The sequence below is a fragment of the Sporosarcina newyorkensis genome (genome assembly GCF_900167515.1).
In the GTDB taxonomy this organism is placed as follows: domain Bacteria; phylum Bacillota; class Bacilli; order Bacillales_A; family Planococcaceae; genus Sporosarcina; species Sporosarcina newyorkensis.
In genome coordinates, this window is sequence record NZ_FUYJ01000001.1 from 765,203 (window position 1) to 787,123 (window position 21,921).

A 21,921-nucleotide genomic window follows, 5' to 3' on the forward strand; every position below is an offset into this window, starting at 1 on the left:
TGCTTGAACTAGGAGCGGGCCTTATATAGTGTCCAGCCAGTGGACTTTGCCGGTTTCCGTTCTTTCACTTGATCGTAGAGACCAACTGCCACGGTTCCCCACTGCAAGACTTGGGCTATTTTTTCACTGTTTTGTTCAGCCTGTGTAGTAACAGAGCTGGAAATACGGTGCACGGATTGATTCAAGTTGTTTACCGAATCACCTACTCCTTTTACTGCATCCACTACAGTGGTCAGCTTTTCCGCCTTACTTTGTAAGTCCTCAGCCAGCTGATTAGTTTTGTGAAGGAGTTGTGTACTTTCTGTTGTGACTCCCTCCAGTTGTTTAGTCATGCCGTCCATTGTATGCGAGACGCTTTTTAAAGTAGTCTTTAAAGACCCGAGCGTCATGGCAAGACTGACACAAAGAATAAGAAATGCGATCGCAGCCACAACTGCTGCGACATAAAGTAAATTAACCACCGACGTTATCCCCCTAGAGCATATTCTTACGAAAACTTTACCCTTCTTAAAGAGCTTTTAAACTTTTCGCCTTATAGCTACTCTTCGACAAAACTAAGCGATATCCTTTTTCAATCTCCAATTAATTGTTTCATTTTATCGATTACTCCTCGGAATAATTGCGCCTGAAATTTGAATTGTGCTTAGTTCTGCGTGATGCAGGTCAGTAAACTTTGATGCAGGACAGGGGCATTAACCTGTGTTCTCCTGCCGTTCAGCGAGCGTTTGAACATCCCTCAAACACGCAATAAAAACTACTTCATCTCATCATTTAAGTCTCCCGTTGAATAAGATAAAAAAACAGCCTCCCCATATGGTTAGGCTGTCTCTTCTTTGGAAATATTGGATTTGAATTGTTCTAAGTATTGTTGGATATCTCCTGCACCCATGAATAGGATGACCGCGTTTTGATGTCGCGAAAGATCGGATGTATCATCTATTGTTAAATGGCGAGAACTCGGAATTTTATTGACTAAATCCTGAATTGTTAAGTTTCCTGCCTGTTCTCTAGCTGAACCAAAGATATCGCACAGGTACACTTGATCGGCATCGGACAAACTGTCTGCAAACTGATCTAGAAGCGCAGCCGTACGCGTGAAAGTGTGCGGCTGAAATACCGCCACTACTTCCCGATCCGGGTATTTTTGACGTGCAGAATCCAACGTTGCACGAATTTCAGTCGGATGATGCGCATAGTCGTCCACGATCACTCTGCCTTCGAATTCCATGACAGAAAAACGTCTTTTCACACCTGGAAACGTAGCGAACCGAGCATCGATTACTTCAGCCGGTATATTCTCATAATGGCATAGGGTGATGACACCAAGCGCATTTTTGATTGCGTGATCGCCAGTTAAAGGAATCGTGAATCGATGATAGAATTCATTGCGAATAAACACGTCGAAGGAACAGCCGACTCTGTCCTTTTCGATGTTGGTCGCATAGAAATCATTTGAGGAATCGAGTCCATAATAAACGATTGGCACTTGTGTCTGTAGACGCTGAAGATTTTCATCATCACCGCAAGCAATCAATGCTTTCTTCACCTGACTTGCCATTTGACTAAATGCATCCAAAATATCGTCCAAGCTCTTAAAATAATCCGGATGGTCAAAATCAATATTCGTCATAATGGCATAGTCTGGATGGTACGCCAAAAAATGCCGTTTATATTCGCACGCTTCGAATACAAAGTACTCGCTATTCTCTACGCCTTTACCAGTTCCATCGCCAATTAAGTACGATGTCGGTGCGAAACCGCCCAATACATGGGAAAGTAAGCCAGTCGTGGACGTCTTTCCATGAGTGCCAGTTACGCCAATTGAAGTGAATTGTTCCATATAAGATCCAAGGAAATCATGATAGCGAATCACTTCTACTCCAAGTTCGTCTGCTCTTTTTAATTCGGCATGATCGTCTTTAAAAGCATTGCCTGCGATAACTTTCATACCAGGTTGGATATTGCTTTCGTCAAATGGTAGGACTTTTATATTTCGTTCATGTAAAGGATCTTCCGTGAAAAAATATTTCTCTACGTCAGAACCTTGGATTTTATAAGAAGAATCATGCAGCAACTGGGCAAGCGAGCTCATTCCCGATCCTTTTATGCCTGTAAAGTGTAACAATGTCATATTGAAACCTCCCGGGAATTCTTTCATCCCACTTTTTATCTTCAGCTAAAAATATTTACGCTTGAAGATTATATCTTGTCATAGTATAGCATGTGTTTAAGAAAAAAATTAGCGACTGAATTACTGATTTCTTCAGTTTAGGAAGTTTTCTAATGCTTGATGTGTCAAAAATACATCTCTCGGTTTACTTCCTTTTTGCTCAGAAATAAACTGATTCGCTTCCATACGATCCATCAGTTTGGCCGCACGGTTATATCCGATGCTGAAATGTCTTTGTAGCATCGAGGTGGACGCACTCCCCTGCTCAATGATGAAGGAACATGCCTGTTGGAATAATGGATCCATTTCCTCTTCCTGAATAGCTGTGGCCAGCAAGTCTTCTTGACCGAAGAGATAGTCAGGTTCAGCTTCGTTACGAACGTGTTCTATTATACGCTCAATTTCATCATCCGTGACAAATGTCCCTTGTAGACGAATAGACGCTGACTGTCCATTGCCTAAGTACAGCATATCCCCTTTTCCGAGCAGCCTCTCTGCGCCAACCGAATCCAATATCGTCCGTGAATCGACTTGTGACGAGACCGCGAATGCAATTCGTGTCGGAATATTTGCTTTGATCGTTCCCGTAATCACATCGACGGATGGTCTTTGTGTCGCGATAATCAAGTGAATGCCGCAAGCTCTGGCTTTTTGGGTGATTCGGCTAATGGAAATTTCCACGTCTGCCGGCGCCATCATCATCAAATCCGCCAACTCATCAATAACGATCAGCATGTATGGCATCTTCAAGGAGAAGCGGCGCGATTCCATGACCATTTCATTATAGCGCTCAATATTTCGTACACCGGAATGGGCAAACAGCTCGTACCGTCTTTCCATTTCTTCAACAGCCCATTTTAGAGCAGCAGTAGCAGCTTTGACATCTGTAATGACCGGGCTCAATAAATGCGGAATGCCATTATAAGGAGCAAGCTCAACCATCTTCGGATCGATCAACAGTAGTTTCAGATCATGGTAGGATGCTTTATACAATAAACTGATCAGCAATGAATTTATACAGACTGATTTACCGGAGCCAGTTGCACCGGCAATCATTCCATGCGGCATTTTGCGCAGGTCGATCGTTTGCGGTTCACCTGTTAAACTGAGTCCAAGAACAGCTTCTAGAGGTGAGTCCGAGTTTTTAAAGGGCTCACTTTCTATCACCTCTGAAATACGGACTGCTCTCGTTTGACGATTCGGTATTTCTACTCCGATCAAACTGGTTCCTGGAATAGGAGCTTGAATACGAATATCCCGCGCTGCCAAAGCAAGTTTCAAGTCGTCCGTCAGATTGCGGATTTTACTTACTTTTACCCCTTGTTCCACCGTCAACTCAAACATCGTCACAGCAGGACCTTGAACAGCTTGCATGACGGTCGCTTGAATGGAGAAATATGACAGTGCCTCTTCTAACTTCGCTGACTGAGACTCGAGCCACTCCTCATCCTTCACCTCTTCTTCCGGCGGTGCCAAGAAATTCAGGGGTGGGAATGCATACGAAGGAAGTGGTTCTTCGTCCACTTCATCTTCCATGCTCTTAATAGGCTGTACTGCTTGCGCAACTGAGGGTTTAATGACCGTTTTCTCAACTAAAGGTTGTTTCTTTTGTACGGCTTCTTGCACGTTTTTATCTTCCAATGAAGATTGTGCATGTTTCATCGCCAATTTTTCTTTGTCCGATTGGAGCATCAACACATTAAAAGGTATGATTTTTTCTTTCTTTTGTGATTCAGCATTTTCTTCAATCGTCTGAACAAAATCAATTTCCTCGTTCACTTCTCCTAATTCAGCTTCTTCTGCATCAAACTCATCAGTTTCAGATTCTGCAACTTCCAATTGCTCGATTTCACGGACTGCCACCATTGGTGCTTCGGAAATTGCAGTCGTGTCTTCCTCTTCATCTGAAATGGCAGATATCGTCGATGTATCTGACATAGAAAGGGGCAATTCTGACTGTGAGTCTGTTTCTGTTTCTGTTTCTACTTCTTGTACTTCTTGTACTTCATCCTCTATTTCCTCAGTTTCTTGCTCTTCCATAACAAAAGATTCAGCTACAGCAACTTCATTGCTCCTACTCTCAAACTCCTCTACGGCTAAAGGCTGTGTGAGTTCTTCGATTGAACCACTATCAGAAGTCATTTCTGCAGGTACTTCTTCGATTTCTGTCACAACATCTACCGATTCAGCCTGTTGCAGGTCCAGATCATCTATAGCTTGGGTTTCCTCTAGTTCTTCCGTTTGCATTGCATCTTTTTGCTTTCTTCTTAACTTAGCTTCTTCCATAGCAGATAAGACAGGCGTGCTCTTAACATAGCCATAGATAGGAGACGGTACTTCAGATGGCGAGAACGGTCTTCTAGGTACCTTTGGCAGAGCTTCCTTAACAGGTGTGCTTTTCACTTGTGCTGCCTTGGGGCGAATCTTAGCAATCGTCGATGGCTTTGGAGATTCAGATTTTGGTTCGGATCTATAAACCTTACCTTCTTGTTCAAATCTGCCAGGCCAGCGTGCATTTTGATAAAGCGGAATCTTTTCATATTCTTCTTCTAGTTCTTGTTGTAAATAATCTTTTGTATATTCATTGTGCTCGATTTCTTTTTCCCATCCATAAATTTCATGATCTGAAACAATCGGAAATCTAAAGTTTACTTTTTTATTACCTTCCATATCATCATTGGTGATAGAATTTTCATAGGATTCATTTATTTTTTCTCCGTCTTCTTCCATTTGTTGAAGACGTCTTTTCATATTTCGTAACCAACTCAAATGTATCACTCTTTTCATGTCAATCAATCTATTTTAACAGGTTCACTATGTGGAAATCAAACAGATCTATGTATGTTGAAAATAAAAAGAATATTGCAAGAGTCAGCCTATCCAAATGCAACAAGATTCTCGGACCTCTTATACGACTGAAGTCATAAAAAAAGCTTTTGCAGCGAGCTGGACTTAGCCTCGTACAAAAGCTGATCGACTTAGATAATTATAATAACCTTAAAGTTGGAAAGCTTCTCCAGCTTCTCTTTGCTCGTCCAGCACAAGAATTCCCTTTTCTTCAGGAGAATCCTTCAGGTTAAGTTCTTTAGCAGAGCAGATCATTCCAGATGACGCTACGCCACGTAGTTCAGCATCACGAATAACCATCCCAGAAGGCATAACTGCACCGACTTTCGCTACGACTACTTTTTGTCCAGCTTCAACATTCGGTGCGCCGCAAACGATTTGCAATGTATCTTCGCCCACGTCAACTTGACAAATATTCAATTTATCTGCGTTTGGATGCTTCTCTTTTTCTTTCACATACCCTACAACGAATTTCGGACTGAAGTCGACATCAAGTTCAAATTCCACTTCATTCTTCCTAAGCGCTTCTTGAAGTTGTTCAGCAAGTTCTTCTGTTAATTCCACTTGTCCGTCTGCAGCAAGCGGGAAGTAACTCGACACGTCAAACAAATTGAATCCGATGATATCACCAGTTTTCGCTTCTTTGAGGATCGCTACATCATTTTTACGCTCGCATACTACTTCAGTTGGTCGTTCAGTTGTCAACTGGACGAATAAAACATCGCCTACACCTGCGGCATTATAAAATAAGTTCATTTTTTCTTGTCCCTTCTAGCCAATCGATTTTTTGCCATAATAAAAATAGGCTCTAGTTTGCCATCTTCATAAATAAACGACAGCGATGTAACAGGCACCGCGCCTGTTGTGAAAAATTGCATTGCCATTTGTGCAATGACATCATAGCCTGTGTCATTCCGGATATCTCCGATGATCAACACGTCTTGATGCGGTACCGACACAACCATATGACCTTCAATCTTCTGTTCCATTTCCTTCAAAAACGGCTGATTCAATATTCGGCTCGCATCATAGCCATCATTATTATTAATGAAATAAAATACATTATCGGATACTTCATCACGTTTCCAGGCAGTTGGCAATGTCTTCACTGTGAACATAGCAACTTCCTGTACTTCCTTAGCCGTCATTCCCATCTCAGTAAGCATGCCTTCATCAATCAAACGATAAGTCGTACCTAAATCCAGCGCATAAAAAATACGGGTTTCCGCTGTATGATCCTTCGTCAGAAACGGTTGCCCCGCTGCACTTTCAGTCGGGAACGATGTCGAACGAATAACAGGATAAATAGTTGTTTCACCAACAAATCCTTTTTCATGCTCCTGTTCCATCGCATGGAACGTTTCTTGGATTGTGTAGACTACTTCATCGATTGCTCGCTCTTTTTTTAACTCATACTTCGCCAAAATCTCCGGCAATGAAATATCCATCCCTCTATGAAGTGTATGATGGACGATTCGCAGCTTGTCAGCCTTACGATCGAACTGCCAATCAAACTTCTCTTTAGGTAAACGATTTTTCAGTTCTTCTACTAAATCTTTAGCTTCCATTCCAGACACTCTCCTTCTCAACAATCGTTCGTCCTATTTCATCACTTCTCGTCTTGCTGAACAGAACGCGCAATTTGCATCATTTTTCCCAAATGAGAGTCGATATTCTTTTCATCTGTTACGGTCTCCACTTTCACTCCACCTACACTAGCAATCAATTCCACTAACTTCTCACTTTTTTGTATGACCGCAACAAAGCCAAACACCTCGTCCTTTGCGAATGTCTGCGCTCCTACTAAGTTTTCAGGTTCATCTGTCATCAGCAAATCATAATAGACACGGCTATTTTTCTTTTCGTTTGGATTGACAGTCAAATAAAATGAATCATTTCGTTTCGTTAGGACAATTGTTTGAGAAGTGGATTGCTTGTCCACTTCCATCGTTGTCGGCTTGTAAAAATGGATGTCACCAGCCGCCTCATTGGTTTTTTTAGCATTTGCCTCAAATGCTTCCCTTGCAGCGACAAAGCCCTCATCAGTCAGTCCTTCGACTTTCTGGTTGCATCCTACGAGGACTACGGCCAGAAGCAGCAGCAAGACAACCTTTCCATTTCGGAACATCTAGGTTCCCCCCTTCTCCACTCCGTACAATTTTCTATCAGTCCTATTCTAATCGCATGCCGTCTCTATTGCAATATTCAACTGCTAGCCTTGCTGTATAGGAATTGGCCAATCAACAGCTGCATGATGTGTTCGAACAATACATCCCTCGGAACCGTTTGGGCTGTAAGCATTCCCATGGCTCCTTCTGAAAGGCGAATTTGTTGTTTCTTAAAATAGTAATCGACCGCATCTCCCAGTTCCTTACCGTTCTTAATTTCGGCAGCCAAGTCTTCCGGAAGCGGAATTTGCGCACCTGCAGCTGTAAACACCTGACCATCCGGTGTGGCAAGTGCGCCCCAATTGCATAAATACATCGTCCTTCCGATTATCCGGACGCCGCCTTCCAATCCGATTCCATATGTATCCTCTTGCAACGCACTCGCCGCGACCGCTCGATTAATCGCACCTTGTCTCGTTTCTTCGTCACTCATTGGCTGTGGACTCACACCAGAAGCGACGGATGCTGAAGATATGTCCCTGTTGCCAAGGTAGCGTTCAATCATCCGCGTCACCGCACGCATTTTCGCTTGATTTTCAGAACCTGTTATAAATTTCATTCAGCACCCTCCTTCCTCTCTCGATATCCGCTTAACTGTTTTGTTTAATCGTTTCGACAGTCGTTTTGTCGCAAGCTTTCACTAAATGAACGAGCAATTCTTTTGCTGCCGCATAATCGTCCGTATGAATAATCGAAGCCGCCGTGTGAATGTATCGAGAACAAATTCCGATGACGGCACTTGGCACGCCCTCATTGGATAAATGGACTTGCCCGGCATCCGTTCCGCCTTGGGAAACAAAATATTGATAGGGCACGTTGTGAGTTTCCGCCATATCCAAAATGAATTCACGCATTCCGCGATGTGTCACCATCGTACGGTCGAAAATACGCAACAACGTTCCCTTTCCCAACTGGCCAAATTCGTTTTTATTGCCACTCGCATCATTCGCAGGACTTGCATCCAACGCAAAGAACAAGTCTGGATTGATCATGCGGGCAGCGGTCTGTGCACCGCGCAAACCAACTTCTTCCATGACAGTTGCACCGGAATAAAGAGTATTCGGCAGCGTGTCGTTTTTCACTTCCTGCAGCAATTCCACCGCTAGCCCGCAGCCGTATCGATTATCCCAGGCTTTCGCCATAATTTTTTTCGGATTTGCCATTGGTGTGAACGGACAAATCGGCAAAATCTGCTGTCCAGGACGGATTCCAAAACTTTCTGCATCTGCCTTATCATCTGCACCGACATCGATTAGCATATTTTTAATATCCATTGGTTTTGCTCGTGCTTCATCACTCAATAAATGTGGAGGGATTGAACCAATGACACCTGTTACAGTATCTTTGGTCGTAATAATTTGCACTCGTTGCGCAAGCAGCACTTGATTCCACCAGCCGCCTAATGGCTGAAAACGAAGCATTCCGTTGTCCGTGATGCCTGTCACCATGAAGCCGACTTCATCCATATGTCCGGCTACCATGATTTTCGGCTGCCCCTCTTTACCGTTTCGGACACCAAACACGCCGCCCAGACCGTCTTGAATGATCTCGTCTGAATTTGTTTTAAGTTGTTCACGCATAAAAGCCCGGACACGATGTTCATTTCCTGGAGCACCGGGAAGTTCTGTCAATGTGCGAAATAAATCCAAAGTTTCTTTTTTCATGCAAATCCCTCACTTTTTTTACGATCTATCTGCATTATATCGAGATGGCAAACAGATGAAAACTATTTAGGTTCCTCATTTTCTTTAATTAGATGATTAAAAATATGCTGAATGGATAAAAAGGAAAGACATTTGAATCGCCATGCTCTTTTAATCTATGGTACACTATAAGAAAAGATTTGCGAAGGAGGCTGCAATTGGCCATGAGAGTAAAAGAATTTTTAGCTGGCATTTTAACTGGTGTTGCTGCAGGAGTAGTAGTAAATGAAGCATTCAACAAATTAAATGAAGAAGTACCTGCTGACAACGTTCTTAAAAAAGTGAAAGAAGCTTTTAAAGAGGAAGGTCCAATTGACGGTTCTTGGATCGTAATGAAACCAGAACCTTATACAAATCACGTAATTTCTATGGAGGTCTACCGTGGAGGAGTTTCTCGTATGAAAGACGGAAGACTGGAACAATATGAATTTGCTGCGGATGCGAAGACAGGTACTGTCGTGGAATTAGTTCGCCAATAATCTATATACAAATAACAGGTAAGGACACGGAGACTGAGTAACTCATCTTACGTGTCCTTTTTCATTTCTTGTTTTATGTCGATATTGTATGTTAGGTGCAGCGAGACTTTAGTGAGTTCCAATTCTTTTCTCGCTTGACCACACGAGAAAAAGCTGTCACCGAAAGTGATTTCTACTTTCAGGACAGCTTCATTTTTTCATTTTATCGAGTACGCGGAACGCTCTCTACGATTTGCTTTCCATCCTCGCTGAACTTTGCCATACGGAACACAGCATCGTGATAGAAAATAAATCCATAGTTATTTGGAAGCGCTTCCTTCATGAGGCGCTCTTTTGCGAAAATGGAGTCCATCGGGTAGTCATCATAAGCAAGTACCCACAGTGGATTAGAATGCGCATGTGTCGGCATGATATCCGCCATGTGAATAAGTGTTTCGCCTTGCTGTTCCAACTTGATCACACTATGGCCGTCACTATGACCGCCTGTATGGATCATTTTAATACCTGGCAATACTTCCAGCTCATCTTCAAATGTCTCCACTTGATCTTGGATCGGCTCCCAGTTCTCCGGCCAATACGTGTTGCGTGAACGAATATTCGGCTCTCTCATTTCGTCCCATTCCACTTTAGATGTGTAGATTGTAGCATTCGAAAACACAGAGACGAGTCGGTCGCCTTTCCATTGTGTCAGGCCTGCCGCATGGTCGTTGTGTAAATGCGTCATCAGCACGATGTCGATATCTTCTGGTGTCAAGCCGAGCTCTTCTAAACTTTCTTCTACTCTAGTTTCAGCACGGACACCCAAGTTTCTTTTCTTCTTTTCATCCAGTTTCCCCTTGCCGATCCCTGAATCAATCAATAAATTCTTGCCTCGGTACTGTATTAAGATCGGATCCGTCCGCAATTCGATTAAGTTGTTTTCATCGGGTTCGTAGCGTCTTGACCACAACGCTTTCGGTACGACACCGAACATCGCACCTCCATCCAAATAGTTCACTCCACCGTCTAACCATGTTAGTTTCATGTCATGAAAAGTTAATTGATCCATAATAATTCCTCCCTACCTTCCGAATTAACATCCCGCCCGCCATCATGGATTTCCGCGAGGAGACCTCGCGGAATAGCCTATATTTTCTTTCTGATTGGATACTCGGCTTCCAAGCGATAGATCGGTTGTCCTTTGCTTGAGAACTTTTCTTCGTACTCCGTTAATATATTGTCTTCCGGCATGTTCGCGTGTAAATCTAAGGAAACAGACAGTAATTTCATGCCGTAATCTGTCATGGACACTAAAGAGTATTCGAAGAGCGAACGATTATCTGTCTTAAAGTGAATTTCTCCACCCGGCTTCAGAATACCTTCATATTTTTGTAAAAACTTCGCATGAGTCAGCCGACGCTTCTCATGGCGTGTTTTCGGCCATGGATCGGAAAAATTTAAATACACTCGATCGATTTCAGCATCCGCAAAAATATTTTCTAAATCTTCACCATTGGCACGTAATAAACGCAGATTGGACGGTTTGCTTGCCTCGATTGCTTTCTCCAATGCCGAAACGATGACATTATCAAAATGTTCGATGCCGATATAGTTGATGGAAGGATTGGCAAGCGCCATGCCAATGATAAATTGACCTTTTCCTGTCCCTACTTCAATATGGATCGGCTGCGGGTTTCCGAACTCCTCCGCCCAATGACTTTTCTTGCCTTCAGAATCCATGATCAACATCTCAGGATGCTCTGCCATAAAATCTTTCGCCCATGGTTTGTTTCGTAAACGCATAATCAGTACACTCTCACTTTTTCTTTAAATTCTTTTATTCTTCGCCTGGCTCTTCCGGATCAAATAACCGGCTCATTGCAGTCGTTTGTGCATGTTCCAAAATCGCTTGTGCCGCCTTGAATTGTGTATGCTTCATCGGACTTGGGTTGTTACTGAGTCGCTCCAGCCACTCATCGTATGTTTTTTTATCTATTGACGTGATTTCATTCGGGTTTCCAGGATAATCGATATAGCCATTTCTCGTGAGGATTAATTTCTTGATAGGCAACTCCACATTCGCAGCCGTGAAAAATGATGAAACAACTTTCTCCATCCGATTCAGTGCAATGGTTGGATTCAACACTTTTACTTCATTCTCACCGAACTTCTTCAGCCAGAATCGATCACCGCTGCTGATATAAGCAGCCATCCGCTCATCTTCCAGTGCCGTGATGCAATAGCAGGCAGTTGGTGTCAGCAATAAAATATCCAGTTCAATTGGAGCTTTATTCACTTTGACGATCGGATAATAGAACAGCAAAAAACTATCAGGTAAGCGCTGCGTCAACTCTTTCAATAAGGGATCGGAGAAAAACCTCGGATCTACTCGTGAACGATCATACAGTGTGGAACTCGCCCATTTTAATTGGAACTGAAATAATTGATTCGTATACGATTTTTTCAGTTGTTCAATAGTAGAAGGCCGGTCGGAGATAGCGGCCTGGAATGCCAAATCCGTTTCCGTACCTTCTTCTTTCCCAACGTTCGGTTCTTCCTCTTCAAATTCCTCATCTCGCCGCTTCCGCCATTTCTTGAAGAGAAGAGAATACCATTTCGCATCTTCTCGTGGATCCTCTTCAATCGTAGCGGCCTGTTCTTCAAAAAGATTAAAACCATGTTCCCATTGGTTTTTAATCCGTTTCCATTGATAACGCTTTAGACGGATGAATTGTGTCGGATAGCGTGTCAAATCATTCTCATAGCGCGAAACATAGTCGACTAGCTTAACTAGTTGAGCCATTTGAATCCCTTTCCGAAGCATGTCCAGCAGCTACTAATGCAGGTATCTGCTCATCGAATAATTTCTGCAACTGTCGAGTGAGCGGGCCTGGTATACCTTCGCCGATTGGCTGACGATCAATGGTCACGACCGGTGTGATTTCTGCGTTCGTAGATGTAAAGAAAAATTCGTCCATTGCCAAAGCTTCAGCTAATGTAAATTCCTTCTCTTGGACAGGTATTGAAAGATCGGACGCTAACTGAAGAACAACACGACGAGTAATGCCATTCAGTATAAAGTTATTGGCCGGGTGCGTATGTAGGATACCGTCTTTAATGCCGAATACATTAGAAGCTGAACCTTCCCGGACAATTCCGTCGCGCACAAACAATGCTTCCTGACAACCTTGTTCCACCGCTTCTTGCTTAGCCAAAACATTACCGAGTAAATTCAAGCTCTTAATATCACAACGAAGCCAGCGCATGTCTTCCACTGACTTCATGGCAGCCCCCTTGTCCAGCTGTTCAAGCGGTCGTGGATTTTCAACTGTATAGCCTGTTAAGACAGGAGACACGCTATGATCTGGAAATTGATGGACGCGTGGAGCTACCCCGCGTGTCACTTGCAAATAAATATGACCTACCGATAACTCATTTTCTTGCAACAACCGTTCTGCAATTCCAACCAGCTGTTCCAAAGTGTACGGTAAGGTCAAACGAATTTTGGCAGCACTTTCAAGCAGTCGCTCCATATGTTCCTCTGCTGTATACAGTACGCCATCATACACTTTTATCACTTCGTAAACGCCGTCGCCAAAAACATAGCCACGATCATTCATTGATAGATTCATCTGTTCTTCCTGCAGGTATTCTCCATCTTTAAAGTAGATCATACGTCCGTCACCTCTTCTATTATAGAACCTAAAAACAACCATGATAGGCTGCCGTTTCCTCTGACTCTATTTTCCCACGTTTAGTGAATAAAATAAAGGGAAACTATCTTATTGGAGTTTGTTAAAGAATGAAGCAAAAATATGTGCGATTTATGAAAAAATAAGTTATAATCATATTGTCAGAACATTTCACATACTATTCTGGCATAACTACTCAAAAGGAGCGGATCAGGACAGGTAATTTCAGAGAATACCCAACAGTCTTCGTTTGCTATGTTGGTGTGAAAATATGAAGATGAAGGAGTGGTTTCTTCGATGAACCCAGCTACCGATCGCATGTTAATTCGTATCAAAGATGTCTATTTGTTCATTCGGGATAACGGTACAGTAACGACTGAAGATGTGGCGGAGGAATTCAATATTTCCTCACGTACGGCTCAGCGAGACCTTAACGTTTTGGAGTACAACGAATTGATCAAGAACTCAGTCCGCGGCGAATGGACGACGACGTCCAAGAAAGTGAAATTAACTTCCTGATTCAGCATCCTATATACAGTTGTCTATACAGCGGAAAAGGCTGACGCATTCTTGCATCAGCCTTTTCGCTTGGAACTATCCAATTTCAGCAATTCCTGCAGCTCCACGTCTGTCAGCTCCCGGTATTCCCCTAACTGCAAATTGCCGTCTAACTTTAAGGGACCCATCGTCAGCCGTTTGAGATAAACTACTTTTTTTCCTACCGACTCAAACATCCGCTTTACTTGATGAAACTTCCCTTCCGTAATCGTAAGTTCAATTTCGGAAATTTCGCCGGAATGAAGTATATTCAAAAATCCCGGCTTTGTTTCATACCCATCATCGAGCACGACACCTTTAGAAAATTCATTTACATCCTCTTCTGTTACACATCCCGATACTTTGGCAAAATACGTCTTCGGCACTTCTTTTTTTGGTGCCAATAAACTATGTGCCAACTGTCCGTCATTGGTCAGCAATAACAAACCTTCTGTGTCTTTATCCAATCGACCGACAGGAAACGGCTGAAAATGCCGTTCTTCAGCTCCTAGTAAATCCACTACAGTGCGATCACGGGAATCTTCCGTTGCAGATAGAACACCAGGCGGTTTATTCAACATAAGATAAATGAATTCCTTGTAAACAACTTCCTCGCCAAGTAATGAAACCGCATCTTTGTCGAGATCCACATGCTGGGCAGGATCTTTCATCACCGCCCCGTTCACGCGAATCATTCCTTTTTTCAATAACTGACGTACTTCTTTCCGAGAACCATACCCCGTATTCGATAATAATTTATCAAGCCTCATTCGTCACCCTCCAAATCCAATGCGCTGCGCAATCCGCGTCAGCCGATCACCGAATAATCGTTGTGCAAGTCCTGACTTGAATGACAGGAACCCGTAAATCGCCATACCGACCCCTGTTCCGATCAGTACATAAAGCAATGCCTGCCAGCGACCTACCGGCACATGCAATGCGTTCAGCCCTTTAGTAGTCAGCCATACGCCGGCAAACATGATCGCATTAAAGATTAAGATAAGAACCAATCTTCTGATGACCATCTGCGACTTATAATTCAACGCCTTCTTAATGACCAGTAAATTGATGCCAACCGCTACTGAATAACCAATTGCAGTAGCGAGAATCGCACCATTTGTTTCAAACAGTTTAATTAGCGGTATGTTGATGATCATTTTCACAAGTAAACCAAGTAAAGACGTAAAGACAATCCATTTATGATGATCGATACCTTGTAAAATCGCCGCTGTTACCGTGAACATTGCAAACAGGATGGCGACTGGAGCGTAAGACGCCAGTACACCTGCACCTGCTGCGTCCTGTTCATATAAAAACTGATAAACTTCATTGTTCAAAACGATCAGCCCGATAACCATCGGGATCGTTAGAAATAACATGATTTGATAGGTTTGGTCCAATGACCGGCTTACTCCTTGCTGATCATTCTTTGTGTAATAGCTCGTGATAATGGAAATGAGCGCCATCGAAAACCCAGTCGCCACCATGACAGGAATCATCACAACTTTATGCGTCAAGAAGTTCAGCTTCGTCAAATACAAATCTGACACGCTTGCCAGCCCAATCGATTTCATTGCATCATTGAACGTGACCATATCGACAAATTGATAAATCGGATTAATGGTGCCGACAAGAACAAACGGCAAAACGTAAGCGAATACTTCTGTATAGATTTGACGGAGTGATACAGAACTCGCCGGAGGACTGTTAGTCAATAAATAATTGAATTCATCACGATACTTTTTCCAGTAATGATACAAACTCCACAAACCCGCAAGCGCACCAATAAACGCGGCAAAGACCGCAAATTGGACAGCTATCCTAGGAGATAATCCCAGTACGTTCACAACAATAAAAGCACCTGCAAGTACAACAACAATCCGGACGATCTGTTCAATTAATTGAGATACAGAAGTTGGTTCGAACTTTTGATAGCCTTGCAAAAATCCGCGCCCAATACTGAGTAACGGAACGGCAAGCAATGCAAAGCTGACCCAGCGGATGACTGAGGCGATATCTTGCACCGTGAAAATTTGTTCATCATCTCTTATCACGAGGCCAGCGATAGGATTCGCTAAGGCGAACAAAGCGAGAAACGACAGTAAACCTGTCAAAGACATGACGAGCATGCCTGACTTCATCAACTTTCGCCCTGTCGCATAATCCCCGAGCGCGTTATATTTCGAAACGAACTTCGAGATTGCAAGCGGTGCCCCCGAAACTGCCACCGCAAGTGCTAGGTTATAAGGTATGTATGCATATTGATAGAGACCGACACTTTTTTCACCGACTATTGCATAAAATGGGATAACATAAAGCAGCCCAAGTGCCTTTGACAAAAATAAGCCAATCGTTAAAATGGCTGTGCCTTTAATTAAATTCGATGCCATGATTGATTCCTTCCATTTCTCAAGAGATACTTATATAGTTTACCCCTCGGCACGTGTTTGTACAATCTTTAACTGCAAGCGACATGGTGTATAATGAATTCAAAACGAATGAAAGCGTGGTTCTACTATGTATGATGTAATTGTGATCGGCGGCGGCCCTTCTGGCTTAATGGCTTCTATTGCAGCGGCCGAACAAAACAAACGTGTATTGTTGCTTGAAAAGGGGCGTAAGCTCGGTAATAAACTGGCCATTTCTGGAGGTGGCCGCTGCAACGTTACTAACCGCCTGTCTCAAGAAGATATAATCAAGCACATCCCGGGTAACGGAAAATTTCTCTACGGACCATTCTCCGTCTTTAATAACCAAGACATCATCCAGTATTTCGAAGGCTTAGGTGTGCCTTTGAAAGAAGAAGATCACGGTCGTATGTTCCCTGTTTCCAATAAAGCGAAAGATGTCGTCAATGCCTTATTGAATCAAATGGATAAATTTGAAGTGGAAGTGCGTTTGGAATGCCGTGTTCAAAAATTGCTGATGAATGACGAAAAGATTCTTGGTGTCCGATTGGATAACGGCGAAGAACTGCAGGCCAACGCAGTCGTCGTAGCAGTCGGTGGCAAAGCAGTTCCCCAAACAGGCAGTACAGGAGACGGCTATCCTTGGGCTGAACGCGCCGGACATACTGTAACAGAACTTTACCCGACAGAAGTTCCTTTATTGTCAAAAGAACCATTCATCGTCTCAAAGGAATTGCAAGGTCTCGCGCTGCGTGATGTCAATGTGTCGGTGCTGAATAAAAAAGGTAAAACGCTTGTTTCGCATCAAATGGACATGCTTTTCACCCATTTCGGATTGAGCGGGCCTGCGATATTGCGCTGTAGCCAATTTGTCGTCAAGGAACAAATGAAAAACGGCAAACAACCGGTGTTGCTACAAATTGACTCTATACCCGATCAGCATGAGGAACAGCTCATGCAATCCATTACAAAGGTTTTGAAGGATGAGTCTAAAAAGCAAGTGAAGACTTCTTTAAAAGGGCTTGTACCTGAGCGCTGGCTTTTATTTTTACTACAAAAAGCTGAGATCGCTGAAACTGAAATCGGCGCAGATATTCCCAAGGAAGCTATTCGCAAGCTCGCTCATTTGCTCAAGACATTTCCTGTTCACGTTACCGGGACACAACCTATCGAGAAAGCATTCGTCACAGGCGGCGGTGTGTCTGTGAAAGAAATCGAACCAAAGACGATGGCTTCACGAAAAAAGTCCGGTCTCTTTTTCTGCGGAGAGATTCTTGATATACACGGTTACACTGGCGGATATAATATTACCGCTGCGCTTGTTACAGGCAGATTAGCTGGTATAAATGCAGGGATGCTGTGAAAACATTGTGTTGTATGAGCGCGGAGTGAAGGTTTATGAGCGGTAAAAAACTTTTATGAGCGTGAATCGAAGAGGTATGATCATGTATCGATGCAGTATGAGCGCTTGCCCACAATTTATGATCGCGACCATCTTTTCAATCAAAATAAGCCGGTCAGAGAAAAATATTCTCTGACCGGCTTTTAAACATTTTATTAACCAGCGACTATATTTACTAGACGTCCAGGAATCGCAATAATTTTTTTCAATTCCTTACCTTCCATCCACTGTTTTACATCTTCGTTCGCTAGTGCAACTTGCTCTAGCTCTTCTTTCGTACTATCCTTCGACACATTGATTTTCGCACGGATTTTACCGTTGATCTGTACCGCTACTTCTACCGTGTCATCAGACAATTTCGTTTCATCATACGTCGGCCATTGTGCATAAGCTACTGTCTCCGTATGACCGAGTTTCACCCATAGCTCTTCTGCCAAATGCGGCGTAATCGGTGAAATCAATAAAACGAATCCTTCGATATACGCTTTCGGTAATTTATCCGCTTTATAGCACTCATTGATGAAGACCATCATCTGAGAAATCGCCGTATTATTGCGCATGCCTTCGAAATCTTCGGTTACTTTCTTGACTGTCTGATTGTATACTTTCTCAAGCGGTCCGCCTGTTTCTTCCGTAAGCTTATCCGTCAACGTATCATCTTCATTGACCAGTAAGCGCCAAATTCGGTCTAGGAAACGACGGGATCCGTCCAAACCGTTTGTCGACCATTCCTTCGAAGCATCAAGAGGTCCCATGAACATTTCATAAAGACGCAGCGTATCTGCACCGTGAGAATGAACGATATCATCCGGGTTGATGACGTTACCTAAAGACTTGGACATTTTCACATGACCTTCCCCTAGTATCATCCCTTGGTTGAAGAGTTTTTGGAACGGCTCTTTCGTCTGAACCACGCCGATATCATACAGCACTTTATGCCAGAAACGCGCGTACAATAAATGCAGAACCGCGTGCTCTGCTCCTCCTACGTAAATATCCACCGGCAGCCAGCGCTCTGCTAATTCCGGATCAATAATCATTTCATCATTGTTCGGATCGATATAACGCAAGTAGTACCAGCAGCTACCTGCCCATTGCGGCATCGTATTCGTTTCACGACGACCTTTCATACCTGTTTTTGGATCTACCACATTGACCCATTCTTCAATATTCGCTAGTGGCGACTCGCCAGTGCCGCTCGGCTTGATATTCTGTGTAACCGGAAGCATCAATGGCAATTCCGACTCATCCACTGTCGTCATCGTGCCGTCTTCCCAATGAATGACAGGGATCGGCTCGCCCCAGTAGCGTTGACGAGAGAACAACCAGTCACGCAGACGATACGTAATTTTGCGTTCGCCAGTTCCTTGTTCTTCGAACCATTCAATCGACTTTGCAATCGCTTCTTCTTTTCCTAAACCATTCAAGAAATCAGAATTGACATGCTCACCTTCACCTGCATAGGCTTCTTCGTCAATATTCCCGCCTGCTACAACTTCGACAATCGGTAAATCAAATGTTTTTGCGAATTCGTAATCCCGCTCGTCGTGCGCTGGAACCGCCATGATTGCACCTGTTCCGTACGTCGCCAAAACGTAATCCGCAATCCAGATTGGCATTTTCTCGCCACTTGCCGGATTAATCGCATACGCACCTGTGAAGACGCCTGTTTTATCTTTCGCTAAATCCGTACGCTCCAGATCACTCTTTGATTTCACATTGTCGATGTACTGTTCCACTGCCTCACGCTGCGCATCCGTCGTAATCTCTTGTACTAATTTATGCTCAGGTGCCAAAACTGCATACGTTGCACCAAAAATCGTATCTGGACGTGTTGTGAACGCATCAAATGAATGTTCCGTGTCGGCAATTTGGAATGTTAACTGTGCACCTTCTGAACGACCGATCCAGTTGCGCTGCATATCTTTCAGGCTTTCAGGCCAATCAAGGTCATCTAAATCTTCAAGAAGACGATCCGCATATTCAGTAATACGCAAAACCCACTGGCGCATCGGACGGCGTTCAACCGGGTGATTTCCTCGTTCGGACAGTCCATCGATGACTTCTTCATTTGCAAGCACAGTTCCTAAAGCAGGACACCAGTTGACCGGAACTTCATCGATATACGCAAGGCCTCGCTTATACAGCTGAATGAAAATCCATTGTGTCCATTTGTAATAGCTCGGGTCCGTTGTATTGATTTCACGGTCCCAGTCATAAGAAAATCCAAGTTCTTGCATTTGACGCTTGAATGTCGCAATATTTTTCGCAGTGAATTCCGCAGGGTCATTTCCTGTATCGATCGCATATTGCTCCGCAGGCAAACCGAACGCATCCCAGCCCATTGGGTGTAACACATTGTAGCCTTGCTTACGTTTAAATGCGCTCAAAATATCTGTCGCAATATAGCCTAGCGGATGCCCGACATGCAACCCCGCGCCGGACGGATACGGAAACATATCCAATGCGTAAAATTTCGGCTTGGATGGATCATTGATCATTTTATACGTCTTGTTGTCATCCCAATACTTCTGCCATTTTTCTTCGATTTGCACGTGATTATAACTCATCTGAAAATTCCTCCAATTCAAAAAGAAAAGGCTCTCGTCCCTTTGCACAGGGACGAGAGCCTATATAGCTTCCCGCGGTACCACCCAAATTAACGGATTTCTCCGTCCAACTTGATTCCTTAACGCGGATCACGGTATCAGTTACATCTCTTCACTAATACAGACTCCTAGGCGAGTTCGATCTACGTTACTACAGACTTGCACCTGCCGTCTGCTCTCTTAAAATAAGCGGTAGAACTACTATTCCTGATCAAAGCCATCATTATTTTCTTCAGTTTACCCGAAACCCTGATTGAATACAAGCCTTCCCTGTTGCTTTTTGTCGTATACATGCAGATTGTTGTATGATTTATTCGCTTGCTACGTGGTACAATGTCTGTTGTAAAGGAGCTGGATACGATGAACCAACCAACTTTTCCGTTCCCGAGTGAAGGGAAACGGTATCATACATGGTCTCGACATTTAAAAGATACATTTGGATGTAAAATTGCGAAAGTAGCACTGGATGCGGGTTTTGACTGTCCGAACCGCGATGGAACTGTCGCGCATGGAGGCTGTACATTTTGCAGCGTTGCAGGTTCTGGTGATTTCGCCGGAGACCGCGTCGATCCAATCGAAGTGCAATTTAAAGAAATCAAGGAACGCTCGCAAAGAAAATGGAAAGACGCAAAATATATGGCGTATTTCCAAGCGTATACGAACACCCACGCTCCCCTTCCTGTATTGAAAGAGAAATTTGAAGCTGCCCTCGCACAAGAAGGAGTCGTTGCGCTTTCCATCGCAACTCGTCCGGATTGCCTCCCCGATGACGTAGTTGAATATTTGGCGGAACTCAATCAGCGTACCTATTTATGGGTCGAACTCGGTTTACAGACGGTTCATGAATCCACTGCAAAACTAGTCAATCGAGCGCATGATTTCGAGTGCTATAAAGAAGGCGTCGATAAACTCCGGAAACATGGCATCCGCATTTGCAGCCATATTATTAACGGCTTGCCGGGTGAAACGGAAGAAATGATGATGGAAACTGCGCAGGCAGTTGCAAAGCTTGACGTTCAGGGAATTAAAATTCATTTGCTTCATTTGTTGAAAGGTACTCCTATGGTCAAACAATATGAAAAAGGCAAATTGGAATTCCTGACAAAAGAAGCGTATATAAACCTTGTCGCAGATCAGTTGGAAATCATGCCTCCTGAGATGATTGTACATCGGATTACTGGAGACGGACCGATTGATTTATTGATTGGACCGATGTGGAGCGTAACCAAATGGGAAGTGCTGAATGGCATTGACGCGGAATTGGAAAGACGGAACAGCTGGCAAGGGAAAAAGTATGTGCAAGAGGTGAACTTGAAGTGACGGACATTATTTTGCATCGTGTCCTGCCTGTAGCAAAGCGGCTCATTTCAGAACGCGTGCAACCGGGCGAAATGGTGGTCGACGCAACAGCAGGCAACGGAAACGATACACTGTTTCTGGCTGAGCTTGTCGGAGACTCCGGAAAGGTATTTGCGTTTGATATCCAACAGCAGGCACTGGATACGACGCGTCAACATCTTGGCGATTTAGCAGGCCGGACTTCTTTAGTTCTCGATAGTCACGAGAACGTCCGCCAGTATGTAAGCGGCGAAATCGGCGGTGCCATGTTTAATTTAGGCTATCTGCCTTATAGTGAAGACCAAAGCATCATTACAAAGCCTTCTTCAACCATTGCAGCGCTGGATGCTTTGCTTGGCTTACTAAAAAAAACGGGCATCATCACGATTACCGTGTATGACGGACATGAAGGTGGCAGCGAAGAACGCGATGCGCTGCTCGAATATGTCAAGACGCTGCATCAAGGAGATGTCCATGCCATCCGCTACGAATTGCTGAATCAACGCAGAAACCCACCTTTTTTGATTGCGCTGGAAAAAATGAAGGATTTTAAAGAGGTTCGCAATGTAGCTATAGAATGAAGTTGAAA

20 protein-coding genes and 1 other annotated feature are annotated in these 21,921 nt (G+C 43.7%); of the genes, 5 read left to right on the top strand and 15 right to left on the bottom strand.

Features of this window, described 5'->3' with window-relative positions; translation table 11 throughout:
* Positions 1–8: 8 nt before the first annotated feature.
* From B5D59_RS04000 to B5D59_RS04035, 8 genes are all read right to left on the bottom strand, one after another.
* The gene (locus tag B5D59_RS04000) at positions 9–461 is read right to left on the bottom strand and encodes a DUF948 domain-containing protein (RefSeq protein ID WP_078816923.1); all 453 of its coding nucleotides are present in this window, start codon (positions 459–461) and stop codon (positions 9–11) included.
* Between the two features lie 356 nt (positions 462–817).
* Positions 818–2,131 carry a UDP-N-acetylmuramate--L-alanine ligase gene (murC, locus tag B5D59_RS04005; RefSeq protein ID WP_078816924.1) on the bottom strand — a complete coding sequence of 438 codons (1,314 nt, stop codon included), beginning with the start codon at positions 2,129–2,131 and terminating at the stop codon, positions 818–820.
* A gap of 132 nt (positions 2,132–2,263) precedes the next feature.
* The gene (locus tag B5D59_RS04010) at positions 2,264–4,939 is read right to left on the bottom strand and encodes a DNA translocase FtsK (protein WP_078816925.1); all 2,676 of its coding nucleotides are present in this window, start codon (positions 4,937–4,939) and stop codon (positions 2,264–2,266) included.
* 228 nt (positions 4,940–5,167) lie between these two features.
* On the bottom strand, positions 5,168–5,773 hold the full coding sequence (gene ytpR / locus B5D59_RS04015; protein WP_078816926.1) for a YtpR family tRNA-binding protein: 606 nt from the start codon (positions 5,771–5,773) through the stop codon (positions 5,168–5,170).
* Positions 5,770–6,585 (bottom strand): DUF1444 domain-containing protein, encoded by an 816-nt coding sequence (locus tag B5D59_RS04020; RefSeq protein WP_078816927.1) that lies wholly within the window; start codon positions 6,583–6,585, stop codon positions 5,770–5,772. The genes ytpR and B5D59_RS04020 overlap by 4 nt, the downstream gene beginning before the upstream one ends.
* Before the next feature lie 41 nt (positions 6,586–6,626).
* Complete coding sequence (locus tag B5D59_RS04025; protein WP_078816930.1) at positions 6,627–7,145, bottom strand: hypothetical protein; 519 nt, start codon at positions 7,143–7,145, stop codon at positions 6,627–6,629.
* Positions 7,146–7,222: 77 nt separating this feature from the next.
* Complete coding sequence (locus B5D59_RS04030; RefSeq protein WP_078816931.1) at positions 7,223–7,744, bottom strand: DUF84 family protein; 522 nt, start codon at positions 7,742–7,744, stop codon at positions 7,223–7,225.
* A 31-nt stretch (positions 7,745–7,775) separates the two neighbouring features.
* Positions 7,776–8,849 (bottom strand): M42 family metallopeptidase, encoded by a 1,074-nt coding sequence (locus tag B5D59_RS04035; protein WP_009497714.1) that lies wholly within the window; start codon positions 8,847–8,849, stop codon positions 7,776–7,778.
* Positions 8,850–9,052: 203 nt separating this feature from the next.
* On the opposite strand from B5D59_RS04035, the gene B5D59_RS04040 reads away from it, so the two are divergent.
* Positions 9,053–9,367 carry a PepSY domain-containing protein gene (locus B5D59_RS04040; RefSeq protein ID WP_009497715.1) on the top strand — a complete coding sequence of 105 codons (315 nt, stop codon included), beginning with the start codon at positions 9,053–9,055 and terminating at the stop codon, positions 9,365–9,367.
* Positions 9,368–9,569: 202 nt separating this feature from the next.
* Here B5D59_RS04040 and B5D59_RS04045 read toward each other — a convergent pair whose 3' ends face one another.
* The 4 genes from B5D59_RS04045 to dat all read right to left on the bottom strand — a co-directional run bounded on the left by B5D59_RS04045 (position 9,570) and on the right by dat (position 13,020).
* Positions 9,570–10,415 carry a YtnP family quorum-quenching lactonase gene (locus B5D59_RS04045; protein WP_078816933.1) on the bottom strand — a complete coding sequence of 282 codons (846 nt, stop codon included), beginning with the start codon at positions 10,413–10,415 and terminating at the stop codon, positions 9,570–9,572.
* Between the two features lie 77 nt (positions 10,416–10,492).
* A complete protein-coding gene (trmB, locus tag B5D59_RS04050) occupies positions 10,493–11,149 on the bottom strand; it encodes a tRNA (guanosine(46)-N7)-methyltransferase TrmB (protein WP_078816934.1) in 657 nt (218 codons plus the stop codon).
* A 34-nt stretch (positions 11,150–11,183) separates the two neighbouring features.
* Positions 11,184–12,149, bottom strand: a complete 966-nt coding sequence (locus B5D59_RS04055; protein ID WP_078816935.1) for an NERD domain-containing protein — start codon at positions 12,147–12,149, stop codon at positions 11,184–11,186.
* Complete coding sequence (gene dat / locus B5D59_RS04060; RefSeq protein WP_078816936.1) at positions 12,133–13,020, bottom strand: D-amino-acid transaminase; 888 nt, start codon at positions 13,018–13,020, stop codon at positions 12,133–12,135. The genes B5D59_RS04055 and dat overlap by 17 nt, the downstream gene beginning before the upstream one ends.
* Positions 13,021–13,335: 315 nt before the next feature.
* Between dat and B5D59_RS04065 the strand changes: the two genes are divergently transcribed.
* Complete coding sequence (locus B5D59_RS04065; protein WP_009497720.1) at positions 13,336–13,557, top strand: DeoR family transcriptional regulator; 222 nt, start codon at positions 13,336–13,338, stop codon at positions 13,555–13,557.
* Between the two features lie 56 nt (positions 13,558–13,613).
* Here the strand turns inward: B5D59_RS04065 and B5D59_RS04070 are convergent, their stop codons facing one another.
* Together B5D59_RS04070 and B5D59_RS04075 are read right to left on the bottom strand one after the other, a co-directional pair.
* Complete coding sequence (locus tag B5D59_RS04070) at positions 13,614–14,345, bottom strand: pseudouridine synthase (protein ID WP_078816937.1); 732 nt, start codon at positions 14,343–14,345, stop codon at positions 13,614–13,616.
* A gap of 3 nt (positions 14,346–14,348) precedes the next feature.
* A complete protein-coding gene (locus B5D59_RS04075) occupies positions 14,349–15,965 on the bottom strand; it encodes a putative polysaccharide biosynthesis protein (RefSeq protein WP_009497722.1) in 1,617 nt (538 codons plus the stop codon).
* 127 nt (positions 15,966–16,092) lie between these two features.
* Between B5D59_RS04075 and B5D59_RS04080 the strand changes: the two genes are divergently transcribed.
* Positions 16,093–17,346 (top strand): BaiN/RdsA family NAD(P)/FAD-dependent oxidoreductase, encoded by a 1,254-nt coding sequence (locus tag B5D59_RS04080; protein WP_078816938.1) that lies wholly within the window; start codon positions 16,093–16,095, stop codon positions 17,344–17,346.
* Between the two features lie 194 nt (positions 17,347–17,540).
* On the opposite strand, the gene leuS is transcribed toward B5D59_RS04080, so the two are convergent.
* Positions 17,541–19,955: a leucine--tRNA ligase gene (gene leuS / locus B5D59_RS04085; RefSeq protein WP_078816939.1), complete on the bottom strand. Its 2,415-nt coding sequence runs from the start codon at positions 19,953–19,955 to the stop codon at positions 17,541–17,543.
* 45 nt (positions 19,956–20,000) lie between these two features.
* Positions 20,001–20,218, bottom strand: a binding site (T-box leader).
* 136 nt (positions 20,219–20,354) lie between these two features.
* Here leuS and mnmL point away from each other — a divergent pair.
* A complete protein-coding gene (gene mnmL / locus B5D59_RS04090; RefSeq protein WP_078816940.1) occupies positions 20,355–21,314 on the top strand; it encodes a tRNA modification radical SAM protein MnmL/YtqA in 960 nt (319 codons plus the stop codon).
* Positions 21,311–21,913 carry a tRNA 5-(aminomethyl)-2-thiouridylate-methyltransferase MnmM gene (mnmM, locus tag B5D59_RS04095; protein WP_078816941.1) on the top strand — a complete coding sequence of 201 codons (603 nt, stop codon included), beginning with the start codon at positions 21,311–21,313 and terminating at the stop codon, positions 21,911–21,913. Before mnmL ends, mnmM begins: the two co-directional genes overlap by 4 nt.
* The last annotated feature ends 8 nt before the right edge of the window (positions 21,914–21,921 follow it).